At 63.8% G+C, this 25,110-nt stretch carries 21 protein-coding genes; 19 read left to right on the top strand and 2 right to left on the bottom strand.

Going from position 1 to position 25,110, the window contains the following annotated elements:
* The first annotated feature begins 93 nt into the window (after positions 1-93).
* From proS to lpxB, 19 genes are all read left to right on the top strand, one after another.
* Positions 94-1,428, top strand: coding sequence for a proline--tRNA ligase (gene proS, locus AC13HB_RS12640; RefSeq protein ID WP_482950130.1), 1,335 nt, complete (start codon positions 94-96; stop codon positions 1,426-1,428).
* Positions 1,421-2,767 carry a lipoprotein-releasing ABC transporter permease subunit gene (locus AC13HB_RS12635; RefSeq protein WP_482950129.1) on the top strand — a complete coding sequence of 449 codons (1,347 nt, stop codon included), beginning with the start codon at positions 1,421-1,423 and terminating at the stop codon, positions 2,765-2,767. Before proS ends, AC13HB_RS12635 begins: the two co-directional genes overlap by 8 nt.
* Positions 2,760-3,449 carry an ABC transporter ATP-binding protein gene (locus AC13HB_RS12630; RefSeq protein ID WP_482950128.1) on the top strand — a complete coding sequence of 230 codons (690 nt, stop codon included), beginning with the start codon at positions 2,760-2,762 and terminating at the stop codon, positions 3,447-3,449. The genes AC13HB_RS12635 and AC13HB_RS12630 overlap by 8 nt, the downstream gene beginning before the upstream one ends.
* Before the next feature lie 303 nt (positions 3,450-3,752).
* Entirely contained in the window at positions 3,753-7,196 is a 3,444-nt protein-coding gene (gene dnaE / locus AC13HB_RS12625) for a DNA polymerase III subunit alpha (RefSeq protein ID WP_482950127.1), read from the top strand.
* Positions 7,197-7,399: 203 nt separating this feature from the next.
* The gene (rpsB, locus tag AC13HB_RS12620) at positions 7,400-8,260 is read left to right on the top strand and encodes a 30S ribosomal protein S2 (RefSeq protein ID WP_482950126.1); all 861 of its coding nucleotides are present in this window, start codon (positions 7,400-7,402) and stop codon (positions 8,258-8,260) included.
* Positions 8,261-8,296: 36 nt separating this feature from the next.
* Positions 8,297-9,232: a translation elongation factor Ts gene (gene tsf / locus AC13HB_RS12615; protein ID WP_482950125.1), complete on the top strand. Its 936-nt coding sequence runs from the start codon at positions 8,297-8,299 to the stop codon at positions 9,230-9,232.
* 61 nt (positions 9,233-9,293) lie between these two features.
* Entirely contained in the window at positions 9,294-10,073 is a 780-nt protein-coding gene (gene pyrH, locus AC13HB_RS12610; protein WP_482950124.1) for a UMP kinase, read from the top strand.
* Between the two features lie 15 nt (positions 10,074-10,088).
* The gene (gene frr, locus AC13HB_RS12605) at positions 10,089-10,655 is read left to right on the top strand and encodes a ribosome recycling factor (protein WP_482950123.1); all 567 of its coding nucleotides are present in this window, start codon (positions 10,089-10,091) and stop codon (positions 10,653-10,655) included.
* A 25-nt stretch (positions 10,656-10,680) separates the two neighbouring features.
* Complete coding sequence (locus AC13HB_RS12600) at positions 10,681-11,418, top strand: isoprenyl transferase (protein WP_482950122.1); 738 nt, start codon at positions 10,681-10,683, stop codon at positions 11,416-11,418.
* Positions 11,402-12,214 (top strand): phosphatidate cytidylyltransferase, encoded by an 813-nt coding sequence (locus AC13HB_RS12595; RefSeq protein WP_482950121.1) that lies wholly within the window; start codon positions 11,402-11,404, stop codon positions 12,212-12,214. Before AC13HB_RS12600 ends, AC13HB_RS12595 begins: the two co-directional genes overlap by 17 nt.
* A complete protein-coding gene (dxr, locus tag AC13HB_RS12590) occupies positions 12,214-13,401 on the top strand; it encodes a 1-deoxy-D-xylulose-5-phosphate reductoisomerase (protein ID WP_482950120.1) in 1,188 nt (395 codons plus the stop codon). Before AC13HB_RS12595 ends, dxr begins: the two co-directional genes overlap by 1 nt.
* 18 nt (positions 13,402-13,419) lie before the next feature.
* Positions 13,420-14,868, top strand: a complete 1,449-nt coding sequence (gene rseP, locus AC13HB_RS12585) for an RIP metalloprotease RseP (protein ID WP_482950119.1) — start codon at positions 13,420-13,422, stop codon at positions 14,866-14,868.
* A 38-nt stretch (positions 14,869-14,906) separates the two neighbouring features.
* Positions 14,907-17,318, top strand: coding sequence for an outer membrane protein assembly factor BamA (gene bamA / locus AC13HB_RS12580; protein WP_482950118.1), 2,412 nt, complete (start codon positions 14,907-14,909; stop codon positions 17,316-17,318).
* Between the two features lie 2 nt (positions 17,319-17,320).
* Complete coding sequence (locus AC13HB_RS12575) at positions 17,321-17,917, top strand: OmpH/Skp family outer membrane protein (protein WP_482950117.1); 597 nt, start codon at positions 17,321-17,323, stop codon at positions 17,915-17,917.
* A 12-nt stretch (positions 17,918-17,929) separates the two neighbouring features.
* Complete coding sequence (lpxD, locus tag AC13HB_RS12570; protein WP_482950116.1) at positions 17,930-18,961, top strand: UDP-3-O-(3-hydroxymyristoyl)glucosamine N-acyltransferase; 1,032 nt, start codon at positions 17,930-17,932, stop codon at positions 18,959-18,961.
* Between the two features lie 5 nt (positions 18,962-18,966).
* On the top strand, positions 18,967-19,410 hold the full coding sequence (gene fabZ / locus AC13HB_RS12565) for a 3-hydroxyacyl-ACP dehydratase FabZ (RefSeq protein ID WP_482950115.1): 444 nt from the start codon (positions 18,967-18,969) through the stop codon (positions 19,408-19,410).
* Complete coding sequence (gene lpxA, locus AC13HB_RS12560; protein ID WP_482950114.1) at positions 19,410-20,204, top strand: acyl-ACP--UDP-N-acetylglucosamine O-acyltransferase; 795 nt, start codon at positions 19,410-19,412, stop codon at positions 20,202-20,204. The genes fabZ and lpxA overlap by 1 nt, the downstream gene beginning before the upstream one ends.
* The gene (locus AC13HB_RS12555; protein ID WP_482950113.1) at positions 20,197-21,078 is read left to right on the top strand and encodes an LpxI family protein; all 882 of its coding nucleotides are present in this window, start codon (positions 20,197-20,199) and stop codon (positions 21,076-21,078) included. Before lpxA ends, AC13HB_RS12555 begins: the two co-directional genes overlap by 8 nt.
* Positions 21,075-22,235 (top strand): lipid-A-disaccharide synthase, encoded by a 1,161-nt coding sequence (lpxB, locus tag AC13HB_RS12550; protein ID WP_482950112.1) that lies wholly within the window; start codon positions 21,075-21,077, stop codon positions 22,233-22,235. Before AC13HB_RS12555 ends, lpxB begins: the two co-directional genes overlap by 4 nt.
* Positions 22,236-22,319: 84 nt before the next feature.
* Here the strand turns inward: lpxB and gltA are convergent, their stop codons facing one another.
* Entirely contained in the window at positions 22,320-23,624 is a 1,305-nt protein-coding gene (gene gltA, locus AC13HB_RS12545; RefSeq protein WP_482950111.1) for a citrate synthase, read from the bottom strand.
* A 30-nt stretch (positions 23,625-23,654) separates the two neighbouring features.
* Positions 23,655-25,085: a glutamate--tRNA ligase gene (gene gltX / locus AC13HB_RS12540; protein ID WP_482950110.1), complete on the bottom strand. Its 1,431-nt coding sequence runs from the start codon at positions 25,083-25,085 to the stop codon at positions 23,655-23,657.
* Positions 25,086-25,110 lie beyond the last annotated feature (25 nt).

Raw genomic sequence — 25,110 nt, 5'->3', positions numbered from 1 at the left:
CCGCGAGGCGGTGAAAAGCTCCGCAGTCGCGCCTTGTAAACGCTTGCCAACCCGGTCTAATGGGGGACGAGTCTCCAGCCCGGATTTGAACCGATGCGCCTGTCCCGCTTTTTCCTGCCCGTCCTCAAGGAAACGCCCGCCGACGCGGAAATCGTCTCGCACCAGCTGATGCTGCGGGCGGGCATGATCCGCCAGCAGGCGGCCGGCATCTATTCCTGGCTGCCGCTCGGCCACAAGGTGCTGAAGAAGATCGAGCAGATCGTCCGCGAGGAACAGGATCGCGCGGGTTCGGTCGAGATGCTGATGCCGACCGTCCAGCCGGCCGATCTGTGGCGCGAGAGCGGACGCTATGACGATTACGGCGCCGAGATGCTGCGCATCACGGACCGCCGCGAGCGCGACATGCTCTATGGGCCCACCAATGAGGAAATGATCACCGAGATCTTCCGGGCCTATTGCCGCTCCTACAAGGATGTTCCGAAACTCCTCTACCACATCCAGTGGAAGTTCCGGGACGAGATCCGTCCCCGTTTCGGCGTCATGCGCGGCCGCGAATTCCTGATGAAGGACACCTATTCCTTCGATCTCGACGAGAGCCAGGCGCGCAAATCCTACAACCGCATGTTCGTGGCCTATCTCAACACCTTCGCCCGGCTGGGCCTGAAGGCGGTGCCGATGCGCGCGGACACCGGTCCGATCGGCGGCGATCTTTCCCATGAATTCATCGTCCTCGCCGAAACCGGCGAGAGCGAGGTCTTCTGTCACGCCGATCTCGTCGAGATGGGCGCGCCGGGACCGGACGTCGATTTCGAGGGCGATCTCCAGCCGCTCGTCGACAAGCGCACGGCGCTCTACGCCGCGACCGAGGAAATGCACGATGCCGACGCCTTCGCGCAGGTGCCGGCGGATCGGCAGCTCTCCGCGCGGGGTATCGAGGTCGGCCACATCTTCAATTTCGGCACCAAGTATTCCGAGCCCATGAAGGCTTTGGTGACCCATCCGGACGGCAAGGACCGCCCGGTGCATATGGGCTCCTACGGCGTCGGCGTGTCGCGTCTGCTCGGGGCCATCATCGAGGCGCATCACGACGAGAAGGGCTGTATCTGGCCCGAGAGCGTCGCGCCCTTCGGCGTGGGCATCATCAATATGCGTACGGGCGACGAGGCTTGCGATGCGGCCTGCGAGGACGCCTATGCGAAGCTGACCGGAGCCGGGCTCGATCCGCTCTATGACGACACGGACAATCGCGCCGGCGCCAAATTCGCCACGGCGGACCTGATCGGTCTGCCCTACCAGCTGGTGATCGGGCCGCGCGGCCTGAAAGAGGGCAAGGTCGAGCTCAAGATCCGTCGCACCGGCGAGACGCACGAGCTTTCGCCGGAAGACGCCGTGAACCGCCTCGCAGAACGGGCCTTTGCCGATGGCTGAGGCGGACGCGCAGGCCGCACCGGAAACGCCGGGTGAGGGCAGGTCCCGCGGGGCCATGCCCTTCAGCCCGTTCGAGTTCACCATTGCCCTGCGCTATCTGCGCGCCAAGCGGCGTCATGGCGGCGTCGCCCTGATCGCGATCATCTCTTTCCTGGGAATCATGCTGGCCGTGACGGGCCTGATCGCCGTCATGTCGATCATGAATGGTTTCCGCAATCAGCTCTTCGACCAGCTTCTCGGCTTTCAGCCGCATGTCTATGTGGATACTCGCTATCTCGACCCTGGCGATATCGACGATCTGGTACGCGACCTGGAAGCCATGCCGGGCGTGAAGAGCGCCGATCCGGTCGTCCAGGGCCAGGTCATGGCGACAGCCGGCAGCTACCAGACTTTCCTCCAGGTGCTCGCCATCGCGCCGGAAGATCTTGCGGCTCTGGATGTGATCCGCAGCGGCGATGACCCGCAAAGTCCCACCGGTCTCACACATGGCGATCTCGCCGAGTTCGGGGCCGGGCGCAATGGCGGCGATGTCATCGTTCTCGGCGCCGGCGTGGCTAGGCGTCTTGCGGTCAATGTCGGCGACAGCGTGACCTTTACCTCGGCCCGGGCGGCGCCGACCGTCTTCGGGGCGCGCCCGCAGCAGAAAGCCTATTATGTCGGGGCGATCCTGGCGGCCGGCGTCTCCACCATCGACGACAGCGTCGCCTTCATGCCGCTGGATCAGGGCCAGCTCTTCTTCGTGCGCAATGGCGCCGTCGACATGGTCCATATCCGCCTGGACAATCCGGACGTGGCGGCGAGTTTCGTCGAGCCGGTGAGCGCGCGCGCCGGCCCGAACGCCTCCGTCTACGATTACACGCGGCTCGATCCGGCCTTCTACAACGCGCTGCAATTCGAGCGGACGGCAATGCGCCTCATCCTCACCATCGTGGTGGCGATCGCGGCGATGAACATCATCTCAGGCCTGGTCATGCTGGTGAAGAACAAGGGGCGGGATATCGCCATCCTGCGGACCATGGGCGCGACCCAGTCTTCCATCCTGCGTATCTTCCTCATCGTCGGCGCGGCGATCGGCATGGCGGGCACGTTCGCCGGGATCGTTCTCGGCATTCTCTTCGTCATCAATATCGGCCCGATCCAGGACCTGATCACCTTCGTGACCGGAGCGCAGGTCTGGGATCCGAGCGTCTATTATCTCTATCGCATTCCGGCCGAGCTCGACTGGGGCGAGGTGGTTTTCATCTCCGTCTTCGGATTCCTGATTTCCCTGCTCGTAACGCTACCGCCGGCCTGGCGCGCGGCCCGTCTCGATCCGGTGGAGGCGCTGCGCTATGAGTGAGGCCGTTCTCCAGCTCCAGGCGATCGAGCGCACCTATGTGACGGAAGCGGGCGCGCTGCCGGTGCTCCGGGGCATCGATCTGGACTTGCGGCCGGGCGAGATCGTCGGCCTCGTCGGTCCGTCCGGGTCGGGCAAGTCCTCGCTGCTGCACGCGGCGGGGCTTCTGGAGCGACCTGACAGCGGCGACGTGGTCGTTAGCGGCGTGGCGACGCGGGCTTTGACCGATCGGCAACGCACCGCCATCCGGCGCTGGGAGATCGGTTTCGTCTATCAGTTCCACCATCTCCTTCCGGAATTCGATGCCTGCGAGAACATCATGCTGCCGCAACAGATCGCCGGCATGTCACAAGCCGTGGCGCGGAAGCGGGCGAACCAGCTGCTCGACATGCTCGGCCTGGGCGATCGCGCCTTGCATCAGCCCTCCCAGTTGTCCGGCGGCGAGCAGCAGCGTGTCGCCATAGCGCGGGCGCTCGCCAATCGGCCGCATGTCCTGCTAGCCGACGAGCCCACAGGCAACCTCGATCCCGCGACTGCGGATACGGTGTTCGAAGCCTTCCAGCGCAGCGTGCGGGAGGAGGGCGCTGCGGCGCTGGTCGCAACGCACAATCACGAACTCGCCTCGCGCATGGACCGTGTCGTCACCTTTGCGGACGGGCATCTGACCGCCTACACGCCGGACTGAAACCACACGGAACACAAGCGGAACATTTTGCTTGACCCCTGACGTGGGAATAATTAGAACAAAACGCGAACTCGAATTGGGGAGTGAGTTATGCGTCAGGTTCTTCAGGATGTTTCCGCCGCCACCGCCATTCTCGGCTTTGCCTGGATGATCGCCATGTGGGGATCGGTTCTCGGGCCGGTCTGATCGCGTTAGTCTGGCTGCTTGCGACTCGCCGTCCGGCGAGGGGCGCGGCCGGCGGTTAAACAATCCGGCGAGGGCGCGCCGACAGGAATTATCCGGGCAGCAGGAGACAGCCGGGTCATGAGCGCCAGTCATCCCTTCGTGCATTTGCGGGTCCGCTCGCCTTACTCGCTACTCGAGGGGGCTATCCGAATTCCGCAAATGGTGGAGGCCTGCCGGAATTACGGCATGCCCGCCATCGCTCTGACCGATACCAATAATCTTTTCGGCGCCCTCGAATTCTCTGAAGTCATGGCCGGTGCGGGAATCCAGCCCATCATCGGCTGCACGCTGTCCATTCGTACTTCCCAGCCGCACCCGGGCGAGCGGGCGGAGCCGGAGGGGACGCTGGTTCTTTTCGCCCAGAACGAGGCCGGCTATCAAAATCTCATGGCGCTTTCCAGCGCCGCCTATCTGGATGTGGACGGGGCGGAAGAGGCTCATGTCCCGCTTTCCCTCGTTCTCGATCATGCCGATGGCCTGATCGCACTGACCGGAGGTCCTGACGGCGCGCTCAACCGGATGATCACCGGTGGCCGTCACCCGGAGGCGAGCGGCCTGCTCAAGGCGCTCGAACGGGCTTTCGGCGACCGGCTCTATGTCGAGCTCCAGCGTCACGGATTGCCGGAAGAACTGGAGGCCGAGAACTGGCTGGTCGAACAGGCCTATGCGCGCCATCTGCCGCTGGTCGCAACGAACGAGGCCTATTTTCCGGATGCCTCCATGCACAAGGCTCACGACGCCTTGCTGTGCATTTCCCAGAGCTCCTACGTCTCCGTAACGGACCGCCGGCGGGTTACGGCGGACCATTACCTGACCTCGCGCGAGGAAATGGCAGAGCGTTTTGCCGATCTGCCGGAGGCCCTGGCCAATACGGTCGAGATCGCGCGGCGTTGCGCCTTCCGGGTGCGGACGCATCCGCCGATCCTTCCCAGTTTCCCGACCGAGGGCGGCCGCGACGAGGCCGAGGAGTTGACGGCCCGGGCCCATGAAGGACTGACCGAGCGGCTGGCAGCAGGGACGAACGCCGCGCCGGAAGAGGAATACCGCGAACGGCTCGATTTCGAGCTGGGCATCATCAAGCAGATGGGCTTTCCCGGATACTTCCTGATCGTTTCGGATTTCATCCAGTGGGCCAAGTCGCACGACATTCCGGTCGGTCCCGGGCGGGGTTCGGGTGCTGGCTCGCTCGTCGCCTATGCGCTGACCATCACCGATCTCGATCCGCTCCGTTTCGGTCTGCTCTTCGAACGCTTCCTCAATCCGGAACGCGTTTCCATGCCCGACTTCGACGTCGATTTCTGCCAGGAGCGGCGCGGCGAGGTGATCCGCTACGTCCAGGAACAATACGGGCATGATCGAGTCGCGCAGATCATCACCTTCGGCACCCTCCAGGCCCGGGCCGTGGTGCGCGATACAGGCCGCGTCCTGCAATTGCCCTTCGGTCTCGTCGACAAGCTGGCCAAGCTCGTCCCGTCCAATCCGGCCAATCCCGTCACACTCGCCGAAGCGCTCGAGATCGAGCCTCGCCTGCAGGAAATGCGGCGCGATGATGATGCGGTGGACAGCCTTTTGACGATCGCGCTCAAGCTGGAGGGCTTTTTCCGGAACGCCTCCACACATGCCGCCGGCGTTGTGATCGGCGACCGGAAGCTTTCCGAACTCGTTCCGCTCTATCGCGATCCGCGCTCCGACATCCCGGCGACCCAGTTCAACATGAAATGGGTCGAGCCGGCCGGCCTCGTGAAATTCGACTTTCTCGGCCTGAAGACGCTCACCGTGATCGCGCGGGCGCTGCAATACATCGAATCCGCCGGCAAGGAAGTGCCCGATATCGAGGGCATCGATTTCGACGACAAGCCCACTTTCGAACTGCTTCAGTCCGGTCATGCGATCGGCGTGTTCCAGCTGGAAAGCTCGGGCATGCGCGATACGCTGAAGAAGATGAAGCCGGATGCGATCGAGGATCTGATCGCGCTCATCTCGCTCTACCGTCCCGGCCCGATGAAGAATATCGACGTCTATGTCGACCGGAAGTTCGGCCGGGCCGAGGTCGATTGCCTGCATCCCGACCTGGAAGGCGTGCTGTCGGAAACCTACGGCGTCATCATCTACCAGGAACAGGTGATGCAGATCGCGCAGATTCTGTCCGGCTACTCGCTCGGCGAAGCCGACCTGCTGCGCCGCGCCATGGGCAAGAAGAAGAAGGAGGAAATGGACAAGCAGAAGGTCCGTTTCCTCGAAGGCGCCGAAAAGAAGGGCGTGAGCCGGGAGAAGGCGTCCTACATCTTCGAGCTGGTCGCCGAATTCGCCGGTTACGGCTTCAACAAGTCTCACGCTGCCGCCTATGCCGCGATCGCCTACCGGACGGGCTATCTCAAGGCGAACTACCCCGTCGAGTTGATGGCGGCCCTGATGTCGCTCGACCGGGCCAATACCGACAAGCTGGCCGCCTTCTTCCAGGAAATCCGTCGCATGCAGATCGAGGTGCGTCCGCCGGACGTGAATGCCTCGCAGGCCGATTTCTCGGTCGAGGAGGGCACGATCCGCTTCGCCCTCGGCGCCATCCGCAATGTCGGCTTTCTGGCCATGGAGCACATCGTCGCCGAACGCGATGCGAACGGTGCCTTCAAGGACCTCTATGATTTCGCCGAGCGCATCGATCCGCGTCACGTCAACAAGCGCACTTACGAGAATCTCGCCCGTGCCGGCGCTTTCGACACTCTTGATCCCGATCGGGCACGCGTCTTCGCCTCCGCCGAAACGCTTCTGTCCATGGCCCAGCATGCCGCCCAGCAGCGCGAAAGTGCGCAGGCCAGCCTGTTCGGCGGGGGCGGGGAGGAGGCTCAGCTCGAGCGGCCGCGCCTGCCCGAGCCCGATCCCTGGACCGCCACCGAACGCCTCGACAACGAGCTTGCCGCCATCGGCTTCTATCTCTCGGGCCACCCGCTCGACGATCTGGCCGAGCATCTCGCGGATCGCGGTGTGGTCTTCTTCGCCGAGGCGCCTGCCCGGGTGGCGGACGGCGCCACCGCCGCGCGTCTGGCCGGCATGGTCCGGCGGCGCCAGGAGCGCGTCTCAAACAAGTCCGGCGAACGCTTTGCCTGGGTGACGCTGTCCGATCCGACCGGCGAATTCGAGGTCTTCGTGGCGCCGGAATTGCTGCGAACCGAGCGCGATCTGCTGGAAAGCGGGCAGGCCATTCTGGTCAATTGCCGCGTCGACGAGCGCGAGGAACAGATTTCCTTCTTCGCGGACCGGATCGAGGCGCTCGACACGCGGGTCATGGCGGACAAGCTGCGCATTCGCGTCGACGATGCGTCGGCCCTCCCGGCGATCCAGTCTCGTCTGGAGCGGGCGAACAATCGCGCCGATGCGTCCCGCAATGCGGTAATCGATCTTTTCCTGCCGCTGGAGGACGGCGGCGAGGTGGAATTGCGCCTGCCGGGACGGCACAGTGCAGACAGTGCCCTTCAGGCTGCCCTCAAAGGGGTTTCAGGCGTCGCATCCGTGGAAAGCGCCTGATCCGGGTGCCTGCTATCGCCAGACGCATGGCCGGGCTGCATCGGCAGCGGTCTGCACCGCTTGCCAAACAGGCGAAGTTGGGCCTATAAGCCGCGCCATTACGCACACGGGGCTACGGCCTGTCTTCGGACAGTCCGCTCCGGTGTCGCCCGGCGGTTCGGGTGACTCCGCTCCGTGGAGGCCAACCGGAAAAGGACACATCGATGGCTCTCCCTGAATTCAGCATGCGCCAGCTGCTCGAAGCTGGCTGCCACTTCGGCCACCAGACCCACCGCTGGAACCCCAAGATGAAGGATTTCATCTTCGGCGAGCGTTCCAACATCCACATTATCGACCTCTCCCAGTCGGTTCCGCTGCTTCACCAGGCCCTGGTGAAAGTGCGCGATACGGCTGCCAAGGGTGGCCGCATCCTCTTCGTCGGCACCAAGCGACAGGCGCAAGAGCCGCTCGCGAACGCTGCCGGCCGTTGCGCCCAGTACTACATGAACCAGCGCTGGCTCGGCGGTACGCTGACCAACTGGCGCACCATCTCCAACTCGATCGCCCGTCTGCGCGAGCTGGAAACCATGTTCGAGAGCGAAGGCGGTCTGTCCGGCCTGACCAAGAAAGAACAGCTGATGCTGACGCGCGAGCGCGAGAAGCTCGACCGTTCGCTCGGCGGTATCAAGGATATGGGCGGTACGCCTGACCTGATGTTCGTGATCGACACGAACAAGGAAGGCATCGCCATCCAGGAAGCCAAGAAGCTTGGCATTCCGGTCATCGCCGTGGTCGACACCAACTGCGACCCGGATCCGATCGACTTCCCGATCCCGGGCAATGACGACGCCAGCCGCGCCATCGGCCTGTACTGCGACCTGATCGCCGACGCCGTCCTCGACGGTATGGCCGACAGCCAGATGGCGATGGGCGTGGATCTGGGCGCTTCCGAAGCGCCGGTCGAGACGCTCGTCGAAGCCGAGGCTCCGGCCGAGGAAGCCAAGGCCGAGGAAGCCAAGGCCGAGGAAGAAAAGTCCGGGGATGCCACGGAAGCGTCGTCCGACACTGACAAGACCGAAGCGTAAGCTTCGATTTCACAGCGAGAATCCCAGGAGATACCGATGGCTGCGATTACTGCCGCTCTCGTGAAGGAACTGCGCGAAAAGACCGGCGTAGGCATGATGGACTGCAAGAAGGCGCTGAACGAGACGGACGGCGACTTCGAAGCCGCCGTTGACTGGCTGCGCAAGAAGGGCCTGTCCAAGGCTGCCAAGAAAGCCGACCGCGTCGCCGCGGAAGGCCTGGTGGCGGTTGCCACCGAAGGCGGCAAAGGTGCTGTCGTCGAGGTCAATTCGGAAACCGATTTCGTGGCCCGGAACGAGAAGTTCCAGTCGGCCGTGACGGAAATCGCCGGCCTTGCCATCGGCACGGGTGCCGATGTCGAGGCGCTCAAGGCCGCCAAGACGGCGTCCGGCGAAAGCGTCGACGAAAAGCTGACCAATCTGATCGCCACGATCGGCGAGAACATGTCCGTGCGCCGCGCCGCCGTCGTGACGGCCGAGCCGGGCGTGGTCGCCAGCTATGTCCACAATCCGGCCGCCGACAATATGGGTGCCATCGGCGTTCTGGTCGGCCTCAAGTCGGACGGTGATTCCGCCAAGCTGGCCGATCTCGGCCGCAAGCTGGCCATGCACGTCGCTGCCGGTTCGCCGGCCGTGGCCGTCGCCGTCGACGTTGACGGTGTGGACAGCGCGATCGCCGACAAGGAGCGCGAAGTCTTCGCCGACCAGGCCCGTCAGTCAGGCAAGCCGGAAAACATCGTCGAGAAGATGGTGGAAGGCCGCATGCGCAAGTTCTACGAGGAAGTCGTGCTGCTGAAGCAGGCTTTCGTCATGGACCCGGACAAGACCATCGAGCAGGTGCTCGCCGACGCGTCCAAGGACCTCGGCAGCCCGGTCGAGATCGCCGGCTTCGTGCGCATGGCGCTCGGCGAAGGCGTCGAGAAAAAGGAAGAGGATTTCGCTGCCGAGGTGGCTGCTGCCACCGGCCAGGCGTGATCGTTCTGACAATGAGCGGCGGCGCTTCCCAGCGCCGCCGCTTTCTATATGCTGTGGCGCCGTGACTGATTCATCTGCATCCGAGCCGTCAGGGCCTGAGAAATCGCCGAAATACCGGCGTGTTCTCCTCAAGGTTTCCGGTGAAGCCCTGATGGGATCCCAGAATTACGGGATCGATCTGGAAACCGCCAATCGAATTGCCAGGGAAGTCGCGCAGGCGGTCGAAGCGGGCACCGAGATGTGCCTGGTTATCGGCGGCGGGAATATCTTCCGCGGACTCTCCGGGGCCGCCAAGGGCATGGACCGCGCCGCTGCCGACTATATGGGCATGCTGGCGACCGTGATGAACGCCCTGGCCATGCAGACCGCGCTGGAGAGCATCGGCGTACAAACGCGCGTACAATCCGCCATTCCCATGACCACGGTCTGCGAGCCCTATATCCGGCGGCGCGCGACGCGGCACATGGAAAAGGGCCGGGTGGTCATTTTTGCGGCCGGCACCGGCAATCCGTTCTTCACGACCGATACGGCCGCGGCGTTGCGCGCGGCTGAAATGGGCTGCGACGCGCTGCTCAAGGGCACGCAGGTCGACGGCGTCTATTCGGCCGATCCGCGCACCAATCCGGATGCCGATCGCTACGACCATCTCGATTATCTCGACGTCCTCACGCGGGACCTCAAGGTGATGGATGCGTCGGCGGTGACGCTGATGCGCGAAAATGCGATACCGATTGTCGTATTCGACATCCACAAGACCGGGGGCCTCGCCCGCGTGCTCGCCGGGGAGGGCGTGTGCACCGTGATCGGAACCGATCCGTCCAAGGCACGCGCAGGCGAATAAGGGAAAAGACAAGCCATGAGCGACGAAACCGATTTCGACGAAGCCGACCTCAAGCGGCGCATGAATGGCGCGATCGATGCGCTGGGCAAGGAATACGCCGGCCTGCGCACCGGCCGTGCGAGCGCCAGCCTGCTCGACCCGATCAAGGTCGAGGCCTATGGCAGCCCGACCCCGCTCAACCAGGTCGGTTCGGTCTCCGTGCCGGAGCCGCGCATGATTTCGGTCCAGGTCTGGGACAAGACCATGGTGCCGGCCGTCGACAAGGCCATCCGCAATTCCGGCCTGGGTCTGAACCCGGTCGTGGAAGGCCAGCTCCTGCGCATTCCGATCCCGCCGCTCAACGAGGAGCGCCGGGCCGAGATCGCCAAGCTCGCCGGCACCTATGCCGAGCATGCTCGCGTCGCGGTTCGCAATGTCCGTCGCGACGGAATGGAAGCCTTGAAGAAGATGGAAAAGGATGGCGTCCTGTCAGAGGATGAGCACAAGTCCTTTGCCGATGACGTTCAGAAACTCACCGACGACGCGATCAAGCGCATCGATGAGTCGCTGAAGACCAAGCAAGAAGAGATCATGCAGGTCTGATCACCCCGATTGGCGGAGCGAGACCATGAGCGAAGACGCTTCCGCTGACCAGCCGGGTCCGTGGCACGTTGCCATCATAATGGATGGCAATGGCCGCTGGGCGAAGCAGCGCGGACGGCCGCGGGCCTTTGGTCACAAGCGCGGCGTCGAAGCCGTGCGCCGGGCCGTCGAGGCGGCCGGCGAGTTGGGCGTGCGCTATCTCACCCTGTTCAGCTTTTCGACCGAGAACTGGAACCGTCCGGCCGAGGAGGTCGGCGCGCTCTTCGAACTGATGCGCAATTATGTCGAGGCGGACCTTGAAAAGCTGGCCGCTCGCGGCGTGCGCGTCCGTATCGTCGGGCGACGGGACGACCTCTCCAAGGATTTGCTGACCCTGATCGAGCGTGCCGAGGCGCGAACCCGCGAAAACACCGACTTCCATCTCACCATCGCTTTCAATTACGGCGGTCGCGACGAGATCGTCCGGGCCAGCCGCAAGCTGGCCCAGGCCGTCCAGTCCGGTCTCATGGAGCCCGGCGATATCGATGATACTGCCTTCCAGAACTCGCTCGACACGGCCGACCAGCCCGATGTCGATCTTCTGGTCCGCACGAGCGGCGAGCAGCGCATTTCCAATTTCCTGCTCTGGCAGGCGGCTTATGCCGAACTCGTCTTCCTGGACGTGTTGTGGCCGGATTTCGCGCCGTCTCATTTCGAGGCCGCGATCGAAACCTACAAACAGCGCAACAGGCGCTATGGAGGCCTAGATGCCGGTGCGGCGTGATCCAGTCTTCCTGCGCCGCCTGGTCTCAGCCCTGATCCTCGGTCCGCTGGCCCTCGCTCTGCTCTGGCTGGGCGATCTTGTCTTTACCGCCTGGGTCGCGGCCTTTGCCGCCGCGATGGCGTGGGAATGGACGCAGATGTCCGATCGCGGCGCGCCGCCCGTGGCCTATGCGATCGCCTGTTCGACGGCGACCGGTGCGGTACTGCTGGCCGGTCAGACGAGTTTGCACGATGCCCTGTTCTGGGGAGCGGCAGGCACGCTCGCCGCAGGCGTTGAGCGCTGGCGGCGGGGCTGGTCGATCGACGTGCTGGGCGTCCTTTACGTGGCCTTGTCGGCCGGTCTTCTCGCCGGTCTCCGGGCGGAACCCGGTATCGGGCTGCAATCGGTCATCCTGCTTTTCGCCATCGTCTGGGGGGCGGATAGTCTGGCCTATCTCGCCGGGACCTGGATCGGCGGCCCCAAACTCATTCCGCAGGCTAGCCCGAACAAGACCTGGGCCGGACTGCTCGCCGGACTGGCAGCCGGTATCGCCGCCGGTGTCGCTGCCGGGATTCTCTTCGGACTGGACCTGCCCAATGTGGCCATCCTCGCAGCGCTGGTCGCGATCGCGGCCGTGCTCGGCGATCTGGCGATGTCGCTCTTCAAGCGCAGCTTTGGCGTGAAGGATTCCGGGACGCTTATTCCGGGCCATGGCGGCGTGCTCGACCGGGTGGATGCGCTCATGCTCGCCGTGATCGTCTTTGTGCTGGCCCAGCGATTCATACCGCTCGGTTGGCCGGCACCGGGAGGCGTGTGATGACGGCCCGGCGCATAAGTGTGCTCGGCGCGACCGGTTCGGTCGGCCTCGCCACGCTCGACCTCATCGCGCGGGCGGAGCCGGGCGCGTATGACGTCGTCGCACTGACCGCGCGGCGCAATGCCGGGGAGCTCGCCCGGCAGGCCATCCGTTTTCGTGCGCAATGCGTCGCGATCGCCGAAGAAACGGCAGGCGAGGCTCTGAAGGCAGCGCTGAAGGATCATCCGGAGATCGAAATCGGCATCGGCGACGCTGCAGTCATCGAGGCGGCATCCCGGACGGCCGACTGGACCATGGCGGCCATCGTCGGTGCGGCCGGACTTCGGCCGACGCTTGCAGCCCTGCGGCAAGGCAATGCGCTCGCCTTTGCCAACAAGGAGTGCCTGGTCTGCGCCGGGCCGCTTTTCATGGCCGAGGCCGCGCGCTGCCGGACCGAACTCCTGCCGGTCGACAGCGAGCACAATGCCGTCTTCCAGGTTTTCGACAATGCGCAGCGCTCCACCATCAAATCCATCACGCTGACCGCATCCGGCGGACCGTTCCGGACCTGGACGCTCGAGCAGATGCGCGCGGCACGCCGGTCCGACGCTCTGGCGCACCCGACGTGGGAGATGGGCGCCAAGATCACCATCGACAGCGCGTCGATGATGAACAAGGGGCTGGAGATCATCGAAGCCTGCTGGCTGTTCGATCTGCCGCCGGAACAGGTTGAGGTGGTCGTCCATCCCCAGTCCATCGTCCATGGCATGGTCGAGTACGCGGATGGCAGCCTGCTGGCACAGCTCGGCTCGCCGGACATGCGCACGCCGATCGCCAGCGCGCTGGCCTGGCCGGAACGCATGCCGGCCCCTGTTGAGCGGTTGCGACTCGCGGAGATCGGCCGTCTTGAATTCGAAGCGCCTGATCTGGAACGCTTTCCGGCGATCCGTCTCGCGCGGGAGGCGATCCGGGCCGGCGGGATCGCACCGGCCGTACTCAACGCGGCCAACGAGATTGCCGTCGCAGCCTTTCTTGATGAGCAGATCGGTTTCCTTGACATCGCTGCCAGCGTTGAAGAGGTTCTTCGCCGCAGCGCATCGGACGCCGATATGCCGCAGGAATTGTCGGCTTTCGACGACGTTTTCGCGATCGATGCACGGGCCCGGGAACTGGCACGGGACTTGATTGCGATGCGTGCGACGGCCTGACACGACGAAAGCGAGTTTATGAGCCTTATCGGTACGCTACCCCTGACACTGTTCTCATTCGTGTTCCTGATCTCCATCGTGGTGGTCATTCACGAGCTGGGTCATTATTGGGCAGGGCGCTGGTGCGGTGTTCACGCCGAGGCGTTTTCGGTCGGTTTCGGCCCCACGCTCGTCTCATGGCGGGACAAGCACGGTACCGTGTGGCGCATCGCGGCACTGCCGCTGGGCGGCTATGTGAAGTTCCTCGGCGATGCGGGCGCGGCGAGCGAACCGGATGCCGACAAGCTGGACGAGATGCGCGCCCGCATGGGGCCGGACGCTGAAAAATGCTATCATTTCAAACCGGTATGGCAGCGCGCCATCGTCACGGCAGCGGGCCCGGTCGCGAATTTCATTCTCGCCATCGCGATTTTTTCTGCGCTCGCCCTGTCTTTCGGTAGCCAGCCCTATCTCCCGCCTGTCGTCGGTGCCGTGGCGCCGGACAGCGCCGCTGAAGAGGCAGGCTTCCAACCGATGGACGAGGTCGTGTCCATCAATGGAAATGCGGTAGATTCCTTCCAGGATATTCCTGCAGAAATCGTCTGGCGGCCCGGCGAGCTGCTTGACGTGACGGTCATGCGGGACGGTTCGCCCGTTCTCCTTCGCGTGGCGGCGCGCGCGGTCGAGGTCGAGGACCGTTTCGGCGGTACGCGGACCATGGGCCAGCTCGGTCTCGCCTCGCTTCAATTGCCGGTTATCCGCGCCCCGCTGGCGGACAGCGCGGCCGAACAGGCCGGGTTCGAGGCGCTCGACCGTATCATCTCGGTGAATGGCCAGGACATTCGCGGCTTCCACGAAGTCGACGCCCTGCTCGCCGAAGCCGGTGACAGTCCGATCGATTTTGTCGTTCGGCGCGAGGAGACGGAGATCGAGCTGACGGTAACGCCATCGCCGGCGCCCGTGGGTATGGCGCGTGACGATGCCGCAACGGTGCGGCTCGGCCTCATTTCAGTCGGTGGTGAATCACGGCGCGATTATTTCAATCCCGTCACTGCTGTCGGATACGGAATGGAACAGACCTGGATGGCGGTTTCCACGACCGGCCGCTATGTCAGCCGCGTCGTGACGGGCCGCGTTTCGCCGGAATTGCTCAACGGACCTCTGGGGATCGCGACGACCGCCGGACAGACAGCACTGTCGAGCGTGGAGGCGGGTAGCAATGCCGGCGAGAGCACGTTTCTGCTTGTCATCAATCTGATTTATTTGGCTGGTTTTCTGTCCGTGGGACTGGGTTTGGTGAATCTTTTACCGATACCCATCCTCGACGGCGGACATCTGGTGTATTACGCCTATGAAGCGGTTGCACGGCGTCCGCTGAGCATGAAGGCGCAGGCTCTGGGGTTCAGGGTAGGGCTTGCACTTGTGCTCGGTATGATGCTTGTAGCGACTTGGAACGACTTGAATTACCTGCTCGGGCAGATCTTTTGACAGAGATTCTGACCGGGCCCAGAGAGCGGCGATCTTCCATGGCGAGAGTTCTGCGTGTGCTATTCGCAGCCTTGATGACTGTGAGCCTGTCGACCATGGTGTCGGCTCAGGAGCCGGGTGCGGGGAGCACCCAGGCGACAGGCCCCGAGGGCCAGACCGAGGCTCAGACTGTGCTGACCCAGGAGGTCCAGGCACAACCGGTCATCCGGCAAATTCTGGTTGAGGGGAACCAGAGGGTCGAGCCGGACACCGTCCGCTCCTACCTTCTCATCCAGCCGGGTCAGACCTTTGACTCGCGCCTGGTGAACCTGTCCATCCAGACCCTGTTTGCGACGGGGCTTTTCTCCGACGTCCAGATCGAGGACCGCGGCGAGCTGGTGCTCGTACGCGTCCAGGAGAACCCGATCATCAACCGCGTCATCCTGGAAGGGAACAGCGCGATCGATGACGACAAGATCACCGACGAGATCCAGGCCCAGCCGCGTGCGATCTTCACGCGTGCCCGGGTCCAGTCCGACGTTCAGCGCATTATCGAGGTCTATCGCCGGTCCGGCCGCTTTGCCGCGACCGTGACGCCGAAGATCGTCGAGCAGGAACAGAACCGCGTCGATCTCATTTTCGAGATTTCCGAAGGCCCGGTCACCGGCGTGCGCCGTATCAACTTCATCGGCAATGACAGCTTCTCCGACCGGCGTCTGCGCCGGGAACTGGTGACGCGCGAGTCGCGCTGGTGGCGTTTCTTCGGATCGAACGACAATTACGATCCGGATCGCCTCGAATACGACCGCGAGCTGCTGCGCCAGTTCTACATGAACCAGGGCTTCGCCAATTTCCGCGTTCTTTCCGCCGTCGCGGAACTGACGCCGGACCAGCGCTCCTTCTACATCACCATCACGGTGGATGAGGGCCAGATCTATAATTTCGGCGAAATCAACGTTCGCACCGAAATTCCGGATCTCAACGAGGATTATCTCGCGGCCATCCTGCCGGTGCGTGAGGGCGATCTCTTCCAGGGCCAGCTGATCGAGGACAGTATCGATGCGCTGACCTTCGCAGCCGGTGCTTCGGGCTATGCCTTCGTCAATGTCCGTCCGCTGACCGACCGCAATCGTGAAGACCAGACCGTCGACGTCGAATTCGTCATCGACGAGGGCCCGCGCGTCTATATCGAGCGCATCGACATCACCGGCAATACGCGGACGATCGACCGCGTCATTCGCCGCGAGCTCGACATCGTCGAAGGCGATGCCTTCAACCAGGTCCTGCTGGATCGCTCGCGCAACAATATTCGCCGTCTCGGCTTCTTCGAGGAAGTCGAAGTGGAGGAATCCCCGGGTTCCGCCCCGGACCGCGCCCGCGTCAATGTGCAGGTCACGGAACAGCCTACAGGCGAGCTGGCCTTCGGTGCCGGATTCTCCTCCACCGATTCCTTCCTGGTCGACCTGTCGATTTCGGAGCGGAACCTCCGCGGTCGCGGCCAGTTCCTCCGCTTCCGGATTTCGGCCAGCTCGAACCGGGAGTCGATCGATATCCGTTTCACCGAGCCGCGCTTCATGGATCGCAACATGGCGGCCGGTTTCGACCTCTTCCGGGTCAATTCGGACTTCATTACCGAAGCGTCGTTCCAGACCGAGTCGACGGGTGCGAGCCTGCGTCTCGGCTTCCCGGTCACCGCTTCGACCAATCTCCAGCTGGGCTACACGCTTCGCTCGGACAATGTGCTGGTCTTCCGGTCTGCATCGAATGCGCTCCGGAGCCAGGCGGGATCCCGTACGACGTCGCTGTTTACCTATACGTTCAACTGGAACCGGGTGAACGACCCGATCGAACCGAGCGACGGCTATCGTCTCCAGTTCAGCCAGGGTGTGGCTGGCATTGGCGGCGATGTCCGGTATCTTCGCTCGGAGGTCGATGCCTCCTTCTACCGGGGCGTTCTGCCGAGCATTTTCGGCAATGAGGTGGTCGCCAGCTTCTCCATGAATGGCGGGTTCATCCTGCCCTGGGGCGGCGATAGCGTTCGCATCAATGACCGCTTCTTCAAGGGTGGCAACTCCTTCCGCGGCTTCGAGGTCGCGGGTATTGGTCCGCGAGCAGTCACTCGCGATGACAACGGCGATCTTGTACGGGGTGACTCCCTGGGCGGCCGTCTCTATGGCGTTGGCGCCTTCGAGGTTACATTCCCGCTCGGATTGCCGGAACAGTATGGGGTGCGCGGTAGTGTGTTCACGGAGTTCGGCACGCTCGGCCTGCTCGATTCCGAGGACCAAATCCAGGAAACGCCCAACGGGGTGTTCACTGTCGACGATCTGGCGCTGCGTGCGTCGGCCGGCGTGAGCATCTTCTGGGATTCACCATTCGGACCGGTGCGATTCGACTTTGCAGAGGCCTTCATCAAGGAAGACTATGACAGAGCTGAATTCTTCCGGTTCAGTACGCGAACAGGGTTCTAGTTATGAAATTCTTCAAGACACTCCTCCTTCTCCCGGTTCTGGTTGCGGGCTTCGCCGCACCGTCCATGGCTCAGGACGTCAATATTGCGGTGTTCAACGAGGAACGTGTTCTTCGTGAGAGCGCCGTCGGCCAGCACATCGCGACCCGGATGCAGGCCATCGGCCAGGAAATCCAGGCCGAGATGCAAGCCATGAATGCGCCGATCCAGCAGGAAACCGATCGTCTCAACGCCGAAGTGTCGTCCATGACGCCGCAGGCGGTGCAGGAACGCCCGGACCTGATGCAGCGCATCCAGACGCTCAGCCAGCAGACCCAGCAGCTCGAAGTCGAGCGCCGTGTCCGCCAGCAGGAAGTCGCCGCGACGCAGCGACAGGCGATGGCACCGGTCTACCAGATCCTCCAGCCGATCCTGGAAGAAGTGGTCGAGCAGCGCGGTATCGACATTCTCGTCGATCGTTCCAACCTCGTCTTCGCTTCCGAGCGTGTCGATATCACGGATTCGGTGATCGAGATCCTGAACCAGCGCCTGCCGTCGGTTACGGTGACGCGCGTGCGCGTGCCGCGTGGCGACGAAGCCGCGGCTGCCCAACAGCAGTAACGGGACAGGCAATTGGCTGATCCGCGTTTCTACGACCGGCTAGGCCCGCTTACGATTGAAGAGATCGCCGCGCTTTCGGGTGCGGCGATTTCCGATTCCGGGAGCGGTGACATCGCCATCGAGCAGGTCGCGCCGATCGGTGAGGCTGCTCCGGGCTTTTTGAGCTATCTCGAGCGGGCGGACATCCTTGAAGGTGTGGACGTTTCTGCCTTCGCCGGTGCCACGATCCTGACAACCGGGGAGGCTGCTTCGCGTTTGTCCGGTCAGGGCGTTGCCGTGCTCGTTCATGAACGTCCTCGTGCCGCCTTCGCCCGAGCAGCGGCCGGCCTGGCACGCCCGCGCACAATGGCGGGGAGAGATGCGATTTCCCCCGAGGCCCGCATCGCTCCGGACGCCGAGATCGGCCCGGGCGTCGTGATCGGCGCCGATGTGGAGATCGCGCAGGACGTGCGCATCGGTGCCAATGCCGTCATCGCGCCGGGATGCCGGATCGGACGCGGAACCCGGATCGGCGCGCGCGCCAGTCTGGCCTGCTGCGATATCGGCGCCGACTGCAACATTCTTGCGGGAGCCGTGATTGGCGAAGCCGGGTTCGGCGTCGCAATATCCTCGGACGGGACGGTGGATGTCCCGCATCTGGGGAGCGTCATGATCTCGGACCGCGTGACCATCGGTGCCAATTCCTGTGTCGACAGGGGCGTTTTCGGTGCGACGCGTATCGGTGCCGGCAGCAAGATCGACAATCTCTGCCATGTCGCCCACAACGTCGAAATCGGGGAGAACTGCATGTTCGCCGCCTATGCCGGTATCTCCGGCAGTACGCGGATCGGCGATAATGTGGTCTTTGGCGGACGCGTCGGCGTGGGAGACCACTTCACGATCGGGAATAATGTTCAGGTCGCCGGCAATTCGGCGGTCCTTTCCGATCTGGAAGGCAATGCCAGCTATGGCGGTGCTCCGGCGCAGCCGCTTCGAAAATATTTCCGTGAAATCGCCGCGATCCGCCGTATGGCGCAAGGACCGGCCAAGAAGAAAAAGGACTGATCCGCGTGTCCGACCGGATTGAAAACAACGAAATTCTCACCCTGCTGCCGCACCGCTATCCCTTTCTGCTGATCGATGCGGCGGAGGACTATGTCGCGGGGCAATCGATCGTGGGCATCAAGGCCGTCACGGCGAACGAACCCTTCTTCCCGGGGCATTTCCCCGGCAATCCGGTCATGCCGGGCGTGCTGATGATCGAGGCCATGGCGCAGGCCGGGGCCGTGCTGATGTACAAGACGCTCGGCGCCTCGCCGGATGCGGCGACCGTTTTCTTCATGGGCACGGACAAGGTTCGCTTCCGCTCACCGGTGCGTCCGGGAATGATGCTGCGCATGCCGGTCGAGGTCGTCGCCGCCCGGCACGGCGTGTTCAAGTTCAAGGGCGAGGTTTATGCCGACGGCGTTCGAGCCGTGCAGGCCGAGTTTTCGGCAAAGGCGATCGAGCACTGATGAGCAGCGCGCAGATCCACCCCACCTCGCTGGTCGACCCGGCTGCGGAGATCGGCGAAGGCGTCGAGATCGGCCCGTTCTGCATGATCGGACCGAAAGTGAAGCTGCACGATCGCGTTCGCATTCATTCCCATGTGACGATCGCGGGGAATACGACGATCGGTGCCGATTGCGTGCTCTATCCGAACGTCCATCTCGGCCACCCGCCGCAGGACTTCAAATACCAGGGCGAGGATACCGAACTCGTCCTCGGTCAGCGCAATATCCTGCGCGAGAACGTGACCATGCACCCGGGGACCGCTTTCGCGCGGGGCCGGACGGTCGTGGGCGATGACGGCTACTTCATGGTCGCCTCCCACGTGGCCCATGACTGTGTCATCGGGGACCGTGTGGTCTTCGCCAATTCCGCTGCGGTCGCCGGCAATGCGACGATCGGCGATCACGTAATCCTTGGTGGTTTTTGCGGCGTGCACCAGAATACCCGCGTCGGTCCGCACGCCTTCATTGGTGGCATGGCCAAGGTCGTGGCCGATGTGATCCCCTTCGGGTCCGTGGTCGACAATCCGGCCCATCTGGCCGGGCTGAACGTAATCGGTCTCAAACGCCGAGGCATGCCGCGTGAAACGCTGCGCGATCTTCGGGCGGCCTATCGCATGCTCTTCGCCCGCGAAGGCACGTTCGAGGAACGGCTCGAGGATGCGGCGCGGCTCTACTCCGAGAACGAACCGGTGATGGAGATCGTCAACTTCATCCGCGACGACGCGAAACGCCCGCTCTGCATGCCCGATGACTGAGAAGACGACACCGGACTGGACCCGGCTGGGCCTGATTGCCGGCGGCGGCGACCTGCCGGTCGAGATCCTGCGGGGCCTCGAAGGCGAGGCGCCCTTCGTGGTGAGCCTGAAGGGCATGGTCGACCGCGATTTCGGCGATGTCGACGGTGTGAGCCTGTCCATGGGAGAGATCGGCGGCGCCATCAAGGCTTTCAGGAAAGCCGGCTGCGACGCTGTCTGTTTTGCCGGATATGCGACCCGTCCGGACTTCAAATCCCTGCGCATGGACGCGCGCGGGCTCGCCATGCTGCCGCGTGTGCTGGCAGCTGCCAAATCGGGTGATGACGCGCTTCTTCGTGTCGTAATCGGCGAGTTCGAGCGCGATGGTTTCCGCGTTCTGGGTGCCGATGAGGTGCTGGCCCATCTGACACCGGAAGCGGGTCTGTTCGGTGCCGAAACGCTGACCGGTGAGCAGGAGGCGGATGCGGCCAAGGCGATGCATGTCGCCGCCGAGATCGGCCGTCTGGACATCGGGCAGGGGGCAGTCGTGGCCCATGGCGTGGTGCTCGCTGTCGAAGCCCAGGAAGGCACCAACGCCATGCTGGAACGCGCGGGGAGCCTCCCGCGGGAATTGCGCGGCCCGGAGGGCGAGCGCTGCGGCGTGCTGGCCAAATGCCCCAAACCTATTCAGGAGCGCCGCATCGATCTGCCGACGATCGGGGTGGATACGGTGAAGCGCTGCGACGCCGCCGGCCTTGCCGGGATCGTGCTGGAGGCGGGCGGTGCGCTGATCGTCAATCGCCCGGCCGTGCTCGACGCGCTCGAGCGGGCCGGCCTCTTCCTGCTGGTGCGTGCCCCGGAGACGCCCGCCATCACGGGACCGGAGGCCGCATGACCGGCGCGCCGCACATCTATCTGGTGGCGGCGGAGCGGTCCGGCGATCTGCTCGGCGGCGCGCTGATGCAGTCCCTGCGCGAGCGCTGTCCGGATGTCCGCTTTTCCGGCGTCGGCGGGCGGGCGATGAGCGAGCAGGGCATCGTCTCAGCGATCGATATTTCCGGCCTCGGCATTCTCGGCTGGATCGACGGGATCAAGGCCTATTCCCGGGTCAAACGGGATGTAGCCGCCACCGTCGCCGACATTCTCGAAGCCAGGCCCGATGCCGTGGTGCTGATCGACAGCTGGGGTTTCACTCTGCGCGTCGCCCAGGGCGTGCGTGAGGCCGACCCTTCGATCAAGCTGGTCAAATATGTAGGGCCGCAAGTCTTCGCGACCCGGCCCGGGCGTGCCGCCACGCTCGCCGGGACGGTGGACCATCTGCTCTCTATCATGAGCTTCGACGCGCCCTATTACGAACAGCACGGCCTGCCGGTCACATTTGTGGGCAATCCGACCCTGGAACGCCTGCCCGACGGAGACGGTCCCGCCTTCAGGGCGCGTCACGGCATTGCCGCGGACGCCGAAGTGCTCGTTCTACTCTTCGGCAGCCGACCGTCCGAGATCAAACGCATGTTCACCGCCTTTACCCGCGCCGTTGAACGTTTGCGGGCCGAGCGGCCGGACCTCGCCATCGTCATCCCGATCGCCGATCCGGTCGATGAAATGCTGCGCAATCGACTGGCCACGGAATCCGTTTTCGAGGGCTGCGTCCTGGTCGACGAGACCGAGAAGGCCGACGCTTTCGCCGCGGCCACCGTATCTCTGGCCTGTTCGGGCACAGTGGTGATGGAACTGGCTACGGCGGGCGTCCCCACGGTAACCGCCTATCGGCTGGGCTGGATCACCTGGGCTCTGATCCGGGGCTTCAAGCTCTTCAAGGCCCGTTTCATCACCATCGTGAACATGGTGGCCGACGAGGAACTGGTCGAGGAATACGTCCAGACCCGGGCCACCGGGGCCAATCTGGCGGCAGCCGTGATCCGGATGCTCGACGATCCTCAGCGACGCGATACCCTGCGGCGCAGGATGATCGAGGCGACGGGCGAGCTTCGCGGTGAGGGTCGGGCCAGCGAGAAGGCCGCCCAGGCCGTGCTCGAAACCCTGGACGGCTGAGCGTGCCGGCTGACTTTCACACGCCGGAATGAATAAGGCCGCCCAATCGGGGCGGCCTTTTCCATGTTGTCGATCTGGAGGCTGTCAGCGCTTGGCCAGCGGGACGTAATCGCGCGGCGTGGCGCCGGTGAAGATCTGGCGCGGACGCCCGATTTTCTGGCTCGGATCCTCGATCATCTCCGACCATTGCGCGATCCAGCCGACAGTGCGGGCCAGGGCGAAGAGCACGGTGAACATCTCGGTCGGGAAGCCCATCGCCTTGAGCGTGATGCCCGAATAGAAGTCGATATTCGGATAGAGCTTCTTCTCGACGAAATACTCGTCTTCCAGCGCGATACGCTCGAGTTCCATGGCGACCTGCAGGGTCGGGTCGTTGCGCACGCCCAGCACGTCGAGAACTTCGTGGCAGGTCTCGCGCATGACCTTCGCGCGCGGATCGTAATTCTTGTAGACGCGGTGACCGAAGCCCATCAGGCGGAACGGGTCGTTCTTGTCCTTCGCCTTGCGGACATATTCCGGGATCTGGTCCACGGAACCGATCTCGTTGAGCATGTTGAGCGCGGCTTCGTTGGCACCGCCGTGAGCCGGACCCCAAAGCGAGGCGATACCCGCAGCGATACAGGCGAAGGGATTGGCGCCCGACGAGCCGGCGAGGCGGACCGTCGAGGTCGAGGCGTTCTGCTCGTGATCGGCGTGCAGGATGAAGATCTTGTCCATCGCCTTCGCGAGAACGGCATTGCTCTCGTAATCCTCGGCCGGAACCGCAAAGCACATGCGCAGGAAATTCGCGGCATAGTCGAGATCATTGCGCGGGCTGATGAAGGGCTGGCCGATGGCGTATTTGAAGGCCCGGGCCGCGATGGTCGGCATTTTGGCGATCATGCGGTGGCTGGCGATCGTGCGCGCTTCCGGATCATTGACGTCCGTGGAGTCGTGATAGAAGGCGGAGAGGGCACCGACGGTGCCGACCATGATGGCCATCGGGTGCGCGTCGCGGCGGAAGCCGCGGAAGAACTGGTCGAACTGGTCGTGCAACATGGAGTGACGGCGGATCGTCCAGTCGAAGTCCTCAAGCTCCTTGGCTTTCGGGAGCTGCCCGTTCATCAGCAGATAGCAGACCTCGATGAAGCTGGAATCGTCGGCCAGCTGATCGATCGGGTAGCCGCGATAGAGCAGGGTGCCTTCGCCGCCGTCGATATAGGTGATCTGGCTTTCGCAGCTCGCGGTCGAGGTGAAGCCCGGATCATAGGTGAACATGCCGGATTGCGCGTAGAGCTTGCGGATGTCGATGACATCCGGGCCGATCTCGCCGCTCAGCACCGGCAGTTCGAAGGACTTGCCGTTATAGTTGAGGGTCGCCGATCCGTTCGGCTTGGCTTTGTTTTCCATCACGTCATCCCCTTGTTTCGCGGCTGCGGTTTACGCGGCCGGCGTCATCTGATCCTTGATGCGATCCAGTGCTTCCTCACGGCCAAGGAAGGCCATGACCTGCGCCAGATCCGGGGCCGGTGCCCCACCGGTCAGGGCCGCTCGCAGCGGCTGTCCGACCTTGCCGAAACCGACCTCTTCGGCCTCGGCGAATTCCTTCAGGGCCGCGCCGAGAGTCTCTTCTTCCCACGCGCCTGTCTCCTCGAGACGCGTGAACAGCCGGTAAAGCCGTTCGCGCGCTTCGTCGTTCAGCGGCTTGGCGGCTTTGCCTTCGAGATGGAAGGGACGCGGTTTGAGGAGAAAATAGCTTTGCCGGGCCAGTTCTTCCAGCGTCGAAGCGCGGCCTTTCAGCGCAGGCATGGCCGATTTCAGCCGGTGCGCGGTCAGTTCGGCATCGTCGATACGGTTTTCCAGCTTTTCCAGGAAGGGCGTGACGAGCTCGACGAGGCGCGCATCCTCCGCCTGGGCGATATGGTGTGCATTGATGTGATTGAGCTTGTCGATGTCCATCCGAGCCGGCGCCTTGTTCAGCCCCTTCAGGTCGAAGGCGGCGATCGCCTCGGCATCGGTGAAGATTTCCTGGTCGCCATGGGCCCAGCCGAGGCGCAGGAGGTAATTGCGCAGGCCTTCCGGCAGATAGCCCATATCGCGATAGGCTTCCGCACCCAGCGCACCATGGCGCTTGGAGAGCTTCTTGCCGTCCTGGCCGTGGATGAGCGGAATGTGCGCGAAGACCGGGCGGTCCCAGCCGAGCGCATCATAGATCTGGCTCTGGCGGCCGCCATTCACGAGGTGGTCGTCGCCCCGCACGATGTGAGTGATGCCCATATCGTGATCGTCCACGACGACGGCGAGATTATAGGTCGGCGTTCCGTCGGAGCGCAGCAGGATGAGATCGTCGAATTCCTTCGCGGCCCATCGCACCTGACCCTGGACGGCATCGTCCAGCACCACATCGCTACCCGGCGCGCGGAAACGTACCGTGTAAGGCGTATCGGCCGGCGCCTCGGACGGATCGCGGTCGCGCCAGGGCGAACGCAGGGCGCGGCCTTCCTTGAAGGCGGCATCGCGCAATTCCTGGACTTCCTCCGGCGTGCAATAGCAGCGGAAGGCCTGGCCCCTGGCGAGGAGTTCGTTGGCGATTTCGACATGGCGGTCGGCACGGGCGAACTGGGAGACGACATCGCCGTCCCATTCCAGGCCCAGCCAGGACAGGCCGTCGAGAATCGCGTCGATCGCTTCCTGCGTGGAACGGGCGCGGTCGGTATCCTCGATACGCAGGTAGAATTCGCCGCCGTGATGGCGGGCGAACAGCCAGTTGAACAGCGCCGTGCGGGCACCGCCGATATGAAGGAAACCCGTTGGCGATGGCGCGAAGCGGGTTCGAATTTGTTTTTCTGTGTTCTGCACTTGCGAAATCATGCTGCGCTGCAAGAAGGGAAATGCG

This window comes from Maricaulis sp. B-26, assembly GCF_056857855.1.
The sequence above is the reverse complement of the archived record's forward strand: the minus strand, read 5'-3'. Positions and strand labels throughout refer to the sequence as shown.